Source organism: Polaribacter sp. OB-PA-B3, from assembly GCF_054589375.1.
Map to the genome: position 1 here is coordinate 461772 of NZ_BAAIIX010000002.1, position 13560 is coordinate 475331.

Consider the following 13560-nt stretch of genomic DNA (forward strand, 5'->3'; position numbering starts at 1 on the left):
TTAAAAACTTCAAATCATAAAAAAAGTGTCACCAAACAGTGACACTTTTTTTATTTCTATTATTTAAAAAAACGTTAGTGTACATGCTCTGTACTTTTTAAAGTACTTAATACAATTAATGCAGCTACAAAAAACAAAGCCAAAGAAAGAACACTCCATTGCATAGAATCTGTTAAGTAGATTAAGAAACCAAATACAAAAGTACCCAATACAATTGCTATTTTTTCTGTAACATCATAAAAACTAAAATAAGTAGCGTTGTCTTGTGTTTTAGGTAAAAGTTTAGAATATGTAGATCTTGTTAAAGATTGAATTGCACCTAAAACCAAACCTAATAATCCGCCTAAAGCATAAAAATAAATTTCTACATTTTGCAATTCTTTTTCTAGCATAAAGGCAGAGAAACAAACTAAAATCCAAATAAAAATAGTGATTTTTATTGCCATAAAATTTCCTAATTTGTTAGAAACGTTAGAAAATAACCAAGCTCCTAAAATAGCTACAAACTGAATAAGTAAAACGGTTACAATTAAATTTGTAGTACCTAAACCTAATTCTGAAGAACCAAAAATTGTTGCTAATAAAATAATTGTTTGTACACCAACACTCAATAAAAAGAAAGCAATTAAAAAGTTTCTTAATGTTGGATATCCTTTTAATTCTATCCAAACTTTCTTCAATTCTTTGAAACCTTTCCAGATAAAATCTTTTTCTGGTTTTCTATTGTAAATATTGTTTGGTAATTTTTTAAATGTTATTTGTGCAAAACCAATCCACCATAAACCTACCATAACAAAAGATATTCTCATGGCTTTTAACGATGCTGCATTTTTAGCATCTTCTAACGCTTTTTCAATTTCTAAATTGTTTCCGGAAGCTAATATAGTTTCAGAAATACTTGTATCAAAACCAAAAGTGTTTGGCGCTAAAATCATTCCTAAACAAATTAAAAGTAAAATTATAGAACCAACATAACCATGTATAAATCCTTTTGCACTTGCTGCATCTTGTTGTTCTGGATGCGCAACTTCTGGCAAATAAGAATTATAAAAAACAATGCTAGACCAAAAACCAATACTTGCTAAAATTGTACAAATAATACCTATCCAAGCTGTATTTAAATCCTTAAAAAAATACATAGAAATTACCGACAAACCACCAAGCCAGCAAAAAAACTTCATAAATTTTAGTTTGTTGCCTGTATAATCTGCAATAGCAGATAAAATTGGAGACATGAATGCTACAACCAAAAAAGAAAAAGACAACGCATAACTGTATAAAGTATCAGGATAATCCCACTCCATTCCTAAAAACATTACGATTTCGTCTTTTGTAATAGCACTATAAAACAAAGGAAATACGGCCGTACTAATTACTAAGGAATAAACAGAATTTGCCCAATCATAAAAAGCCCAAGCATTAATTAATTTTTTATCTCCTATTTTTAACATATTGTTTTTTTTAAATAAAAATGCCGTTCAATGTGTATTGAACGGCATACAATATAGTAAAAGTTTTTACCTTTTAAATTATTTTTATTTTGCGGCTACATTAAATTTAGCTGCATATTTTCTTGCGGTTGGTAAATATGTTTTTAAATCTTGAATTCTAGATTCGTTTGACGGGTGTGTACTTAAAATTTCTGGTTGAGAACTTCCGCCAGATTTCTGACTCATTCTTACCCAAACTTCTGCAGCTTCTGTTCCATCATAACCTGCCATAATCATAAATACTAAACCTAATCTATCTGCTTCCTGCTCATGAACTCTACTAAACTTTAAAACCCCTAAACCAGAAGTTACACCAAACGCTGTATTCCAAATTTGTTGTGTTTTTGCATCTTTACCAGAAGTACCTAAGGCAACTGCTAAACCACCAATTTGTTGTAATTGCCCTTGAGACATTCTTTCTTGACCATGTTTAGCAAATGCATGTGCAACCTCGTGCCCCATAACTGCTGCTACTCCATCAACGTTTTTACATATTGGCATTATACCAGTGTAAAAAACTACTTTTCCTCCTGGCATACACCAAGCATTTACCGTATTATCTTCTACCAAATTAAATTCCCATCTATAAGCTTCTGCCTCACTAGTCATATTGTTTGCTCTCATAAATCGATCAACAGCAGCAGCAATATTTGTACCAACACTTTTCACTTGGTTAGTCATAGTTCTATTAGTAGAAAGTTTATTCTCTTCTAAAAAACCTTGATATTGTGCAAAACTTGCTGGTAAAACTTGTGAATCACTTACAAAATTAATTCTACTTCTACCTGTAATAGGAACTTTACTACATTCTGAAAAAAGAATAACAGTAAATAATAAAATGGCTATTTTCTTCATTTTTGATTGTTTTTATTCTAATATTTTGTTTTCGATAGCAATTTATAAATTTTATTATTAGAATTTGAACGATATCAGTTTTAATCTTAACTGAAAAGGAAAATCGATATAAAACAGCTTAAAAATTAAGTAAATTTGTGTAAGTATTCGATTCTTCAATCGACTTAAAAAATTAATAAACATAAATTTAAGCCATCATTATGAATAAAATATTTTCATTAATTATAATTTTCTCTTTTTTTAGTTGTGTAGGTAATGCTCAGAAAAAATCTGAAAAAAGTAAAGAATACAAAGTATCAAAAACAGATGCCCAATGGAAAAAAGAATTAACAGAACAACAATATTATGTTCTTAGACAAGCGGGTACAGAGAGGCCACATTCTAGTGAGTTAAATAAAATAAAATCTCCAGGTACATTTGTGTGTGCTGCATGTAAAACACCTTTATATGAAACAAAACATAAGTTTATTTCTGGTACTGGTTGGCCTTCTTTTGATAGAGCTATTAAAGGTAATGTAGAATTAGATGTAGATTATAAAATTGGTTATGCAAGAACAGAGTTAAAATGTAATACTTGTGGCGGACATTTAGGACATTCTTTTGATGACGGTCCACAAGAAACCACAGGAAAACGTCATTGCATTAACGGAGTTGCCTTAGAGTTCATTCCGAAACAGTAATAATTTTTAGATTTCAAATAAAAAGAGCTTTGGTTAAGCTCTTTTTTTATACATTTTAATTTGTATATTGTTTCGATAATTATTCACTATGAATAAAAAGGAAATTATAGATTTATTACAAACTAATCATGAAGTTTTAATCGATTGGTTAGGAAAGCAACCCAAAGAAATTTGGGAAAAAGGTCCGTCTGATAAATGGACAACCGGCCAACATGTTCTGCATTTAGTTAATAGCTTTCAATTATTAAACAAAGCATTAAATTTTCCACGATTCTTTTTAAAACATAAATTTGGTTTGTGCAACAGAGCCACTAGAGATTATGAAACTGTTGTTAAAAATTATCAAGATAAATTAAAGCTTAATCAAGATAAGGCAAGAAAATTTAATAGTAAATTAAAAAAACCATCATTAAAAAGTAGAAAAAAAATACTTCAAAAATTATGTATAGTTAATAAAAAACTTCAAAATAAAGTTAGAAGAAAAAGCGATTTAAATTTAGACAGATTGGTAATTCCACACCCTTTAATGGGTAAAATGACTATTAGAGAAATTGTTATGTGGTCTGCATATCATTTAGAACACCACACAATTATTCTTTCAGAAAAGTATGAAAACTTATAAAATATCTTTTCTAAAAAATTGTTTAGAAAAACCTTATTTAACATTTCTAGCCTTTAGTATTTCATTTATAATTTTAGGTATTATAAATTATAACCTTATCGATATTGCTTTTTTAGACATTTACATGACTATTTCGATAAATCATTGGTTTTATTTATGTGCCTTGTATTTTTTATTAATTGCTTTTAATTATTATGTTTTAAAATGGGCTGGTAAAAAACCATTTAAATGGCTCACTTTATTACATATATTTTCACAAATTTTATCATTACTAATTTTACTTATTTCTCATTATTTTGAAAATTTAAAAAAAGTTAATACTATAAATTATAACTATTTAGATAATTATACTTCATTACTATTTACAATAGCAATAATACTTTTCTTAGTCTCTTTATTTTTACATTTTACAAACTTTATCACCACGTTATTTCTAAAGAAAAACTTGTAAAAAAAGGCTTAAATAACTTTCTTAAAATTCTTGTTAATTTATTATATTTGTGTTTCCAAAAAAAAGACACAAATTATGTTTAATAATTTAAGCGATAAATTAGATAAAGCCTTACATACCCTTAAAGGACACGGTAAAATTACAGAAGTTAACGTAGCAGAAACTTTAAAAGAAGTTAGAAGAGCGTTATTAGATGCCGATGTTAACTTTAAGATTGCAAAAGAATTTACTAAAAGAGTTCAAACAAAAGCAATAGGACAAGATGTATTAACTACATTAAATCCAGGACAATTAATGGTTAAGTTGGTTAAAGATGAACTAACAGAACTAATGGGTGGTGAAACTGTAGGTGTTAACCTTGGTGGATTACCAACCGTAATTTTAATGTCTGGTTTACAAGGTTCTGGTAAAACTACTTTTTCTGGAAAATTAGCAAACTTCTTAAAAACTAAAAAAGCAAAACAGGTTCTTCTTGTTGGTTGTGACGTTTATAGACCTGCAGCTATTAATCAATTACAAGTGGTTGGTGAGCAAATTGGTGTAGAAGTCTATGCAGAAGTTGGTAATAACAATCCTGTAGAAATTTCTAAAAATGCAATACAACACGCCAAAGCAAATGGTAAAAATGTTGTAATTATTGATACCGCTGGTCGTTTAGCTGTTGATGAAGAAATGATGACAGAAATTTCTAATATTCATAAAGCAATTACGCCACAAGAAACTCTTTTTGTTGTAGATTCTATGACAGGGCAAGATGCGGTTAATACAGCAAAAGCCTTTAATGATATTTTAAATTTTGACGGAGTTGTTCTTACAAAGCTAGATGGTGATACTCGTGGTGGAGCTGCTTTATCAATTAAATCTGTAGTAGACAAACCAATTAAATTTATTGGTACAGGTGAAAAAATGGATGCTATAGACGTTTTTCATCCGGATAGAATGGCTGATAGAATTCTTGGAATGGGAGACGTTATTTCTCTTGTTGAAAGAGCTCAAGATCAATACGACGAAGAGGAAGCAAGAAAACTACAGAAAAAAATTGCAAAAAATCAGTTTGGTTTTGATGATTTCTTAAATCAGATTCAGCAAATAAAAAAGATGGGAAGCATGAAAGACCTTATGGGTATGATTCCTGGTGCTGGTAAAGCTATGAAAGACATAGATATTGACGATGATGCTTTTAAAGGTATAGAAGCAATTATACATTCTATGACGCCATCAGAAAGAAGTACACCTACAACTATTAATGCTAGTCGTAAAAAAAGAATAGCAAAAGGTTCTGGTACATCGGTAACAGAAGTAAATCAGTTGATGAAACAATTTAATCAAATGAGCAAAATGATGAAGATGATGCAAGGTGGTGGTGGCAAAAAGATGATGCAAATGATGAAAGGAATGAAATAAATATAAGCTGCAATTTTGCAGCTTTTTTTAATGATTAAATGTACAGTTTTTTGCAAACATTTTTCGATTCAAAAAATAAAAGAAACATTTTCTTCATATCTTTTGGTGTCTTAATTTTTCTTTTATCTTTTAAAAACGGAATGTTTTGGGATAATGTATTGTTTGCATCTAAAATGGGTAACCATCTTTACGATAACTCTTTATTTAACTGGAATATCCCAATAAATTTTGACCCTGGTCATCCACCTTTTTTAGCTTTTTTATTAGCTTTTTTCTGGAGAATTTTTGGTCATGAATTATGGGTTTCTCATTTATTAATATTACCTTTTACAATCGGTTTCTTTTTTCAGATTAGAAAATTTATTTCCTATTTTGTAAAAGAAGCTAATAAACACTTCTTTTTATTTATTTTAATAATTGTAGAACCTAATTTAGCAACCTCTTTTGTAATTGTTAATCCAGAGATAATTATTCTTTTTTTCTTTTTTCTGGTTGTAAACTCTATTCTATTTAAAAAAGATTACTTAAAATTTATAGGACTTATATTTTTAAGCATTATATCGTACAGAAGTATGATGCTAGTTGCAGGTATTTTCCTTTTTGACATTCTGAATAAATTGTATATCCAAAGAGAGAAAATAAAATCTATATTAAATTTTAAATTCCTATTAATTTATTTTTTTGGCAGTTTATCGGGTATTTTATTTGTTGTTTGGAGACTAGCTACTAAAGGTTGGTTACAAACTCACCCCAATTCGCCTTGGGCTAGTTTATGGAAATTTGTAAATATTAAAGGTTTTTTAAAAAACTGTTTCTTCTTAATTCAAAGGTATTTAGACTTCGGTAAAATTTTTATTTTCCTATTTTTAATTGTTTCATTTATCCTTTTTGGTAAAAAAATCACCAAATCTATTAAAAATAAACAATTATTATTACTGTCTATTTCATCTGTTTTTTTTGTTATTGTTGTTTCTTTAATATCTACAAACACAATTGGGCATAGATATTTTATAGTTTCTTACATCTTATTTATTACACTATCTTTTAGACTAATTATGTCCTTTTATAAAAGGAAGAAAATTATTTATACTTTCTTGTTTCTGGGACTAATAACAGGTAATCTATGGATTTATCCAAAAGAAATCTCACAAGGTTGGGACGCTACATTGGCTCACATTCCATATCATTCTTTACGCTTAAAAGCTATTAATTATTTAAATAAACAAGATATTAATATCGAAGAAGTTGCTAGTTTTTTTCCTAACTTAACTAAATTAGATTTTGTAGATTTTAAAGGAGACACTAGATCTTTTCAACAATTTAATAAGAAAAATAAGTACGTTTTTTACGCCACAGTTTTTAATTTATCAGATGATGAATTAAAAAGTTTAGAAAATGATTATACCATATTAAAAGAATTCAATAATTTTAACATCGCTATCAATATTTATATTTTAAAAGAACAATGATTTTATTAGACGGAAAAAAGACATCTGCAGACATTAAAGAAGAAATTGCTTTAGAAGTAAGAGATTTAAAAAACAAAGGTCATAAAACACCACATTTAGCTGCGATAATTGTAGGTAACGACGGTGCAAGTATAACTTATGTAAATGCAAAAGTAAAAGCATGTGAACGTGTTGGTTTTGAATCTACATTGATTAGACTTTCTGAAGAAACAACAGAAGAAGAATTGCTAAACGAAATTGCTGTTTTAAATGTTGATAATGATATTGATGGCTTTATTGTACAATTACCTCTACCAAAACATATAGACGAGCAAAAAATATTAATGGCGGTAGATCCAAATAAAGATGTCGATGGCTTTCATCCTACTAATGTTGGTAAAATGGCTTTAAATTTGCCAACATTTATTTCTGCAACTCCTTTCGGAATTTTAGAATTATTAGACAGATATAATGTAGAAACATCTGGAAAACATGTAGTAGTTTTAGGAAGAAGTCATATTGTTGGTAGCCCAATGAGTATTCTATTATCTCAAAAACGTAAAGTTGGTAATGCAACGGTTACAATGTGCCATAGTAGAACAAAAAACTTAAAAGAAATTACATTACAAGCAGATATTGTAGTTGCAGCAATTGGTATTCCAGAATTTTTAAAAGCAGACATGGTTAAAGATAATGTAACTGTAGTAGATGTAGGAATTACACGTTTGGCAGATTCAACCAAAAAAAACGGATTTAGGTTGGTTGGTGATGTTGCTTTTGAAGAAGTTTCTAAAAAATCTGATTTTATTACGCCCGTTCCTGGTGGAGTTGGCCCAATGACAATTGCAATGTTGTTAAAAAATACTCTTTTAGCTTGTACTAGAAAATCAAAATAATGTCGATTAAAACCGCAACTACTTACCTATCAGAATATTTTCAAATATTTGTTGGAATCGTTTTAACAAGTTTGGGCTTAAAAGCCTTTTTATTACCCAACGGTTTCTTAGATGGTGGCGTAACTGGTATTGCGCTTTTAGTAAGAACACAGGTAGATATAAATATGTCTTATCTTTTATTAATATTTAGTATTCCTTTTTTAATTTTAGGATATTTTACAGTCTCTAAAAGAATTGTAATAAAATCTATTGTTAGTATTTTAGGTTTAGCCTTATTTATTCATCTAGAAAATTTTCAAACCATAACCAACGATAAACTACTGATTTCTATATTTGGAGGTTTATTGGTTGGTTCTGGTATTGGAATAGCCATTAGAAATGGATCTGTATTAGACGGTTCTGAGATTTTAGGTATTTATTTGAATGATAAATTCGGATTAAGTATTGGTAAAATTGTGTTATTTTTTAACATCATTTTATTTGCAATTACTGCTTTTGTAGTATCTGTAGAAGTTGCGCTTTACTCTATTTTAACCTATATAATTGCCGCCAAAGTTACAGATACTGTAATAGAAGGTTTCGAAGATTTTATTGGTGTAACTATAGTTTCTAGACAACATAAAGTTATTAAAAAAGCTATTCTAGAAGAATTAGGAGTAGGTTTAACAATTTATAAAGGCTCTTCTGGGTTTAATGTAAATGATAAATCAGAAGATTTTGATATTATTCATTCTATAATAAATAGAATAGACATTAAAAAAATGTATCGAATTGTACAAAACTTAGATGAAAATGCATTTATAGTAGAGTTTGATGTAAATAGTGTGAAAGGTGGTGTTTTGCGTCATTACATCAACAAAAAGAAAAATAAAAAATTACCTAGTAATTAAAGAACATTTTCTTCTGCTCGATGGGCACCAAATTCTTTTCTATAAATTCTTACTATTACTAAGAATAAACTTATTAATAATGGCCCGAAAATTAAACCAATAAACCCGAATAAAGGTACACCAACAATAACACCAATTAAAGTTATTAATGGATGCACGTTATCTAATTTCTTTAAAACAAACAGCCTAATTATATTATCTGTAGAACCTACTACTACTAAACCGTAGATTAGAATTCCCCAAGCTGCAAAATTATTTCCTGTAGAAATTGTTAAAATAAAAACGGGTAAAATACCTATAAGAGTACCTACAAAGGGTATCATAGAACCAACAGTAACAATAATAAACCAAAAGAAAGGGTCATTAATATCAAAAATTAAAAAACCAATTAAAGCTATTATTCCTTGACCTATTGCAACCAATGGAATACCTATTGCATTAGAACGAACCATTGCTTGAGATTCTTCTCCTATAATTTTTAAATTTTTATCACTAATGGGTATATATTGATACAAAGAATTTCTAAGTTCTGATCTATTAGTAAACATATAATATAGTAGAAAATACATAATACCAATTGCGATAAAAATATTAAACGTTCCGCCAGCAAAACCTTCTAAATTACTTGTAACCCATGTTGAAACTTCAGAAACATTAATTTTTTCGGCTAAATCGTAACCAAACTTATTTTCAATTTTACCAAAAATATCTTTTAATGCTTGTGTTACTTCTGCAGAATTTCTTACTGCATCACCAATCTTACTACCTAACATCATTAATAAACCAGTAACCGGTAACAAAATACATACAAATGATATCAACATTAAAAAAATTGCAGCCACATCTGGATGCCATTTTCTTTTTACTAAAATTATCATCCATTTTCTTAGTAATACATATACTGTAATGGCTCCTAAAACGCCTGATAAATAAGGCATCATCTCTTTAAAAATTAGAATGCCTATAACTAGTATTAATAATAAAACAAATACTTGTCTTATGGTTTTGGGAGCAATTGTATCGTTCATAAAATAGATTTTACGCAATTTATTAAATTATAAATCTATATATTGTAAAAATCAATTATAAATTTAACTCATTTAAACCTCTTAACATTAGAGGTAACAAAATTATACTAAGTACGTTTTATGGATTTCTTTTTGAAGGAAAACAATGACTTTACACCTTTTACAATTCAGCATTTAGGTGTCGTCTCAAGTTTAATTGTTTTTGGATTTCTTTTACTTTTTTTTGCGAAAAATCAATCTAAAAAAAGACAAATACTAATAGGAAATGTTTTTGCTTTCTGTCTTTCTCTTACTGTTATTTTTGCTACTATATTAAACTTTTATAAAGGAAATTTTAATTATCAGAAAGATTTGCCGTTACATTTATGCAGTTTTATGGCTATTATTATACCAGTATTTTCTCTTACTAGAAAATTAATATATTATGAAATACTCCTTTTTTTAATATTTGCAGGAACACTACAATCTATAATAACACCTGATGAAAGCAATTATTTAAATTTTAAATTCTTTAGGTATTGGTTTGTACATGCAGGACTTATTATTTTTATGTTATATGCTACATTTATTTATAAAATGAGACCAACTATTAAAAGTGTAGCAAAATCGTTTTTAGCAATCCAAATCTACATGATTATCATGTTTATTATAAATTACTTTTTAGGTTCTAACTATTTTTATACTAATAGAAAACCAGATGCCGCAACTTTATTAGATTTATTTGGTGAATGGCCTACATACATTTTTGTAGTAGAAATTATAGTAATTCCTTATTTTTTACTTATTTATTTACCATTCTATTTAGTAAAAAAAAGATCTTAATTTTCTTCTCGATTTACTAAATCTATAGAAAATGCTGGTAAACAAACTGCAAGATATTCACAAGGTTCATCAAAAGGATTTGAATATTGAACTCTAGTATTTTTTTCAATTTTTATAGATTCCCCAGTTTTTAAAATAATGGTTTCACCATCTATAATAAATTGCTTTTTACCTTTTATGATATATGTATACTCGTCAAATTCTGGTGTTTGAAAAGGCTCGCTCCACTTAGAAGGTGCAACCATGTGTGCAATACTAATTTGAGAATTACCATCTGAGGCATTACCAAAATGTTCTTCTATTAGTTTACCATCTGTTGTTGGCACTACAAACGGAGATTTCTGAATCGTATATTTTTTCATCTTTAATAAATAAGATTAAATTCTGTTCTTATAATTTGTTCACTTCTACTAAGGTTATCGTAATTATTTTCTTTAAAATAATAAGAAACAGCTTTTTTTAAAGTATTTGAATCTAATAAAGAATTTGATAATGTAGAAAGTTTAAAATTTGATCTATTACTTGCACCTATTACTAATCTTAAAGAATTTAGTAAAGATTTATCCTTTAGTAAGCAACCAATAATTCCTATTGATTCGTGTTCAGAAACATGGCATTCATTTAAAATATTTCTTTCTATCTCGTTAATTTGAACATCATTGTCGAGATAATATTGAAGAATTATTCTTCTTTCGAACTCTGAATTTGGCCTTAAAATTGATTCTTTACTATTTTCGATAGAATACGTGCCCATACTCTATTAATTAAACCAAACAATAAAAGATTTCATTTTTGCTAAATCAGGAATTTGTTCTAAAGTTACTTTCTGAGTAGAAAAATCTTTTAATCCTAATTCTTCTTTATCGATTCCTATTGTTGCGTTTAAATCATCTATAAACAAAGTCGCAGTAGAAAATGTAGATTCTATTCTATTAATATTATTGTTTAAGTTTATTTCAGAAAAACTAGAATTAATATTAATGCCAGATTCTGTTGCATATCTTGCATCATGAATTTCGATACTTTTAATTGTAGAAACAGAATCTAACTGTTCTTTAGGAATAATTGTTAGTTTTAACTTTCCTCCTTTTTCAAAAACTAAATATTCATCATCATCTTGAAAATAATTATCTCCTAAAGCACCTTCACTTAAATTTTTAACAATAGAATCGTTTTTAAAAATTCCTTCTAACTCATCGATTGTTGTTTTTGGCGTTAAATGACCAACTTTTCCTTTTTGTATTGTAAATTTTCCTCCATCACCACAACTTATTATTAAAAGTGAGCATGCAATTATTACTATTGATAATATATTTTTTTTAATCATATTTGGTAGTTTATACGTTTATAACGTGCTATATCTAATTTTGTTATTTTAAAACTTTTTTTAATATTCCGAAGGCTGCTCTAATAAAAGTTGCACTTGTTAAAACTTTTACAATAGGGTTTTGTGCAGTACTTCTTCTACGAGAATAACTTTTAGAAGCTCTTTCTTCTCTTTTTCTTTCCTTTTCTTTTTCCTTAGCTAATCTTTCTCTTTCTTTTCTTTCTTCCTCTTGCTTAATTGCTTTTGCCTCTGCCAAATTAACTTTTTCAATTTTAGAATTAAGCAATTCATAAGCACTTTCTCTATCTAAGGTTTCGTTGTATTTGTAGAAAAGTCGCGAATTATTAATAACACTTTTAAGTTCTTTAGGTGTTAAAACATCCATTCGACTCATTGGTGCTCTTAACATTGTTCTGGCCAATGGTGTTGGTATTCCTTTTTCGTTTAAAACAGAAACAAAGGCTTCACCAATACCTAATTGAGTTAATACTTCTTTAGTATCGTAATATTCTGAATCTGGATAATTCTCTGCAGCTAATTTAATTGCTTTTCTATCTTTTGCCGTAAATGCTCTTAATGCATGCTGAATCTTTAACCCCAATTGTGCTAAAATATCTTCTGGTACATCTTTAGGATTTTGAGTTACAAAATACAAACCTATACCTTTAGAACGAATCAATTTTACAATACTTTCTATTTGATTTAACAATGCTTTAGATGCTTCTTCAAAAACTAGGTGCGCTTCATCAATAAAAATTACCAATTCTGGTCTTCCAGAATCTCCTTGCTCTGGAAAAGTTTCATAAACCTCTGCCAATAATTGTAACATAAATGTAGAAAACAACTTTGGTTTGTCTTGAATATCTGTTAAACGTAAAACCGAAATTATACCATTACCATCTTCGTCTATTCTTGTTAAATCTTCTACATCAAAAGATTTTTCACCAAAAAACAAATCGCCACCTTGTTGTTCTATTTCTACAATCTTACGTAAGATTGCACCTGTACTTGCAGTAGAAATTCTACCGTATTCTGCTTGAATTTCTTCTTTACCTTCTTGAGTTACAAATTGTAATACCTTTTTAAAATCTTTAATATCTAATAAAGGATATTTATTGTCATCACAATATTTAAAAATTATAGAAACTATTCCGCTTTGTGTTTCTGTTAAATCTAAAATTCTAGATAATAAGACGGGGCCAAATTCTGATATTGTTGCACGTAATCTTGTACCATCTTGTTCTGAAATAGTAAGAACTTCTATTGGAAATTTTTGAGCAGTAAATTCAAATCCAATTTTTGCATGACGTTCGTCTATTTTTGCATGTCCTGGACTTGGCTGCGCCAAACCAGAAAGGTCCCCTTTTATATCCATTAATAAAACCGGAATTCCTTTTTCTGAAAGGTTTTCTGCTAAAACTTGTAAAGTTTTGGTTTTTCCGGTTCCTGTTGCTCCGGCAATTAAACCATGCCTATTTAATGTTTTTAATGGTACTTTAACGATGGCATTTGTTATGGTTTCTTCACCTAACATTGCAGCACCTAACTCAATAGACTCTCCTTTAGTTTTATAGCCATTATTAATGTATTCAAAAAATTCTTCCTGCTGACTCATCTTCGTAAATTTTGATAAAAATAATCAAACTT

General features: G+C 28.4%; 14 protein-coding genes. 7 read left to right on the forward strand and 7 right to left on the reverse strand.

Annotation, left to right across the window (positions count from 1 at the left end):
* Positions 1 to 74 precede the first annotated feature (74 nt).
* Positions 75 to 1451, reverse strand: coding sequence for an MFS transporter (locus tag ACYPV9_RS05860; protein WP_299059968.1), 1377 nt, complete (start codon positions 1449 to 1451; stop codon positions 75 to 77).
* Between the two features lie 84 nt (positions 1452 to 1535).
* Positions 1536 to 2345 (reverse strand): M48 family metallopeptidase, encoded by an 810-nt coding sequence (locus tag ACYPV9_RS05865; protein ID WP_299059966.1) that lies wholly within the window; start codon positions 2343 to 2345, stop codon positions 1536 to 1538.
* Between the two features lie 200 nt (positions 2346 to 2545).
* On the opposite strand from ACYPV9_RS05865, the gene msrB reads away from it, so the two are divergent.
* The 6 genes from msrB to ACYPV9_RS05895 all read left to right on the forward strand — a co-directional run bounded on the left by msrB (position 2546) and on the right by ACYPV9_RS05895 (position 8736).
* Positions 2546 to 3025 (forward strand): peptide-methionine (R)-S-oxide reductase MsrB, encoded by a 480-nt coding sequence (gene msrB, locus ACYPV9_RS05870; RefSeq protein ID WP_299059964.1) that lies wholly within the window; start codon positions 2546 to 2548, stop codon positions 3023 to 3025.
* Positions 3026 to 3113: 88 nt separating this feature from the next.
* Positions 3114 to 3647 carry a DinB family protein gene (locus ACYPV9_RS05875; protein ID WP_459742271.1) on the forward strand — a complete coding sequence of 178 codons (534 nt, stop codon included), beginning with the start codon at positions 3114 to 3116 and terminating at the stop codon, positions 3645 to 3647.
* A 526-nt stretch (positions 3648 to 4173) separates the two neighbouring features.
* Positions 4174 to 5502: a signal recognition particle protein gene (gene ffh / locus ACYPV9_RS05880; RefSeq protein WP_459742273.1), complete on the forward strand. Its 1329-nt coding sequence runs from the start codon at positions 4174 to 4176 to the stop codon at positions 5500 to 5502.
* A 50-nt stretch (positions 5503 to 5552) separates the two neighbouring features.
* Positions 5553 to 6971: a hypothetical protein gene (locus ACYPV9_RS05885; RefSeq protein ID WP_459742275.1), complete on the forward strand. Its 1419-nt coding sequence runs from the start codon at positions 5553 to 5555 to the stop codon at positions 6969 to 6971.
* Positions 6968 to 7846 carry a bifunctional methylenetetrahydrofolate dehydrogenase/methenyltetrahydrofolate cyclohydrolase FolD gene (gene folD, locus ACYPV9_RS05890; RefSeq protein WP_299059956.1) on the forward strand — a complete coding sequence of 293 codons (879 nt, stop codon included), beginning with the start codon at positions 6968 to 6970 and terminating at the stop codon, positions 7844 to 7846. The genes ACYPV9_RS05885 and folD overlap by 4 nt, the downstream gene beginning before the upstream one ends.
* Positions 7846 to 8736: a YitT family protein gene (locus tag ACYPV9_RS05895; RefSeq protein WP_299059955.1), complete on the forward strand. Its 891-nt coding sequence runs from the start codon at positions 7846 to 7848 to the stop codon at positions 8734 to 8736. The genes folD and ACYPV9_RS05895 overlap by 1 nt, the downstream gene beginning before the upstream one ends.
* Here the strand turns inward: ACYPV9_RS05895 and ACYPV9_RS05900 are convergent.
* Positions 8733 to 9764, reverse strand: coding sequence for an AI-2E family transporter (locus ACYPV9_RS05900; RefSeq protein ID WP_299059953.1), 1032 nt, complete (start codon positions 9762 to 9764; stop codon positions 8733 to 8735). The two genes, ACYPV9_RS05895 and ACYPV9_RS05900, sit on opposite strands and share 4 nt — an antisense overlap.
* A 120-nt stretch (positions 9765 to 9884) precedes the next feature.
* On the opposite strand from ACYPV9_RS05900, the gene ACYPV9_RS05905 reads away from it, so the two are divergent.
* Positions 9885 to 10586: a YwaF family protein gene (locus tag ACYPV9_RS05905; RefSeq protein ID WP_459742278.1), complete on the forward strand. Its 702-nt coding sequence runs from the start codon at positions 9885 to 9887 to the stop codon at positions 10584 to 10586.
* On the opposite strand, the gene ACYPV9_RS05910 is transcribed toward ACYPV9_RS05905, so the two are convergent.
* From ACYPV9_RS05910 to ACYPV9_RS05925, 4 genes are read right to left on the reverse strand one after another with little or no spacing between them, the layout of a single operon-like run.
* Positions 10583 to 10948 carry a cupin domain-containing protein gene (locus ACYPV9_RS05910; RefSeq protein ID WP_299059949.1) on the reverse strand — a complete coding sequence of 122 codons (366 nt, stop codon included), beginning with the start codon at positions 10946 to 10948 and terminating at the stop codon, positions 10583 to 10585. The two genes, ACYPV9_RS05905 and ACYPV9_RS05910, sit on opposite strands and share 4 nt — an antisense overlap.
* Before the next feature lie 2 nt (positions 10949 to 10950).
* The gene (locus ACYPV9_RS05915; protein WP_299059947.1) at positions 10951 to 11340 is read right to left on the reverse strand and encodes a hypothetical protein; all 390 of its coding nucleotides are present in this window, start codon (positions 11338 to 11340) and stop codon (positions 10951 to 10953) included.
* Positions 11341 to 11346: 6 nt separating this feature from the next.
* A complete protein-coding gene (locus ACYPV9_RS05920; RefSeq protein WP_459742281.1) occupies positions 11347 to 11913 on the reverse strand; it encodes a hypothetical protein in 567 nt (188 codons plus the stop codon).
* Between the two features lie 43 nt (positions 11914 to 11956).
* Positions 11957 to 13528, reverse strand: coding sequence for a helicase HerA-like domain-containing protein (locus tag ACYPV9_RS05925; protein ID WP_459742283.1), 1572 nt, complete (start codon positions 13526 to 13528; stop codon positions 11957 to 11959).
* Positions 13529 to 13560 lie beyond the last annotated feature (32 nt).

Coding starts and splice junctions, on each gene's coding strand:
- ACYPV9_RS05860 (WP_299059968.1), bottom strand. CDS start 1,451: ATGTTAAAAATAGGAGATAAAAAATTAATTAATGCTTGGGCTTTTTAT.
- ACYPV9_RS05865 (WP_299059966.1), bottom strand. CDS start 2,345: ATGAAGAAAATAGCCATTTTATTATTTACTGTTATTCTTTTTTCAGAA.
- msrB (WP_299059964.1), top strand. CDS start 2,546: ATGAATAAAATATTTTCATTAATTATAATTTTCTCTTTTTTTAGTTGT.
- ACYPV9_RS05875 (WP_459742271.1), top strand. CDS start 3,114: ATGAATAAAAAGGAAATTATAGATTTATTACAAACTAATCATGAAGTT.
- ffh (WP_459742273.1), top strand. CDS start 4,174: ATGTTTAATAATTTAAGCGATAAATTAGATAAAGCCTTACATACCCTT.
- folD (WP_299059956.1), top strand. CDS start 6,968: ATGATTTTATTAGACGGAAAAAAGACATCTGCAGACATTAAAGAAGAA.
- ACYPV9_RS05895 (WP_299059955.1), top strand. CDS start 7,846: ATGTCGATTAAAACCGCAACTACTTACCTATCAGAATATTTTCAAATA.
- ACYPV9_RS05900 (WP_299059953.1), bottom strand. CDS start 9,764: ATGAACGATACAATTGCTCCCAAAACCATAAGACAAGTATTTGTTTTA.
- ACYPV9_RS05905 (WP_459742278.1), top strand. CDS start 9,885: ATGGATTTCTTTTTGAAGGAAAACAATGACTTTACACCTTTTACAATT.
- ACYPV9_RS05910 (WP_299059949.1), bottom strand. CDS start 10,948: ATGAAAAAATATACGATTCAGAAATCTCCGTTTGTAGTGCCAACAACA.
- ACYPV9_RS05915 (WP_299059947.1), bottom strand. CDS start 11,340: ATGGGCACGTATTCTATCGAAAATAGTAAAGAATCAATTTTAAGGCCA.
- ACYPV9_RS05920 (WP_459742281.1), bottom strand. CDS start 11,913: ATGATTAAAAAAAATATATTATCAATAGTAATAATTGCATGCTCACTT.
- ACYPV9_RS05925 (WP_459742283.1), bottom strand. CDS start 13,528: ATGAGTCAGCAGGAAGAATTTTTTGAATACATTAATAATGGCTATAAA.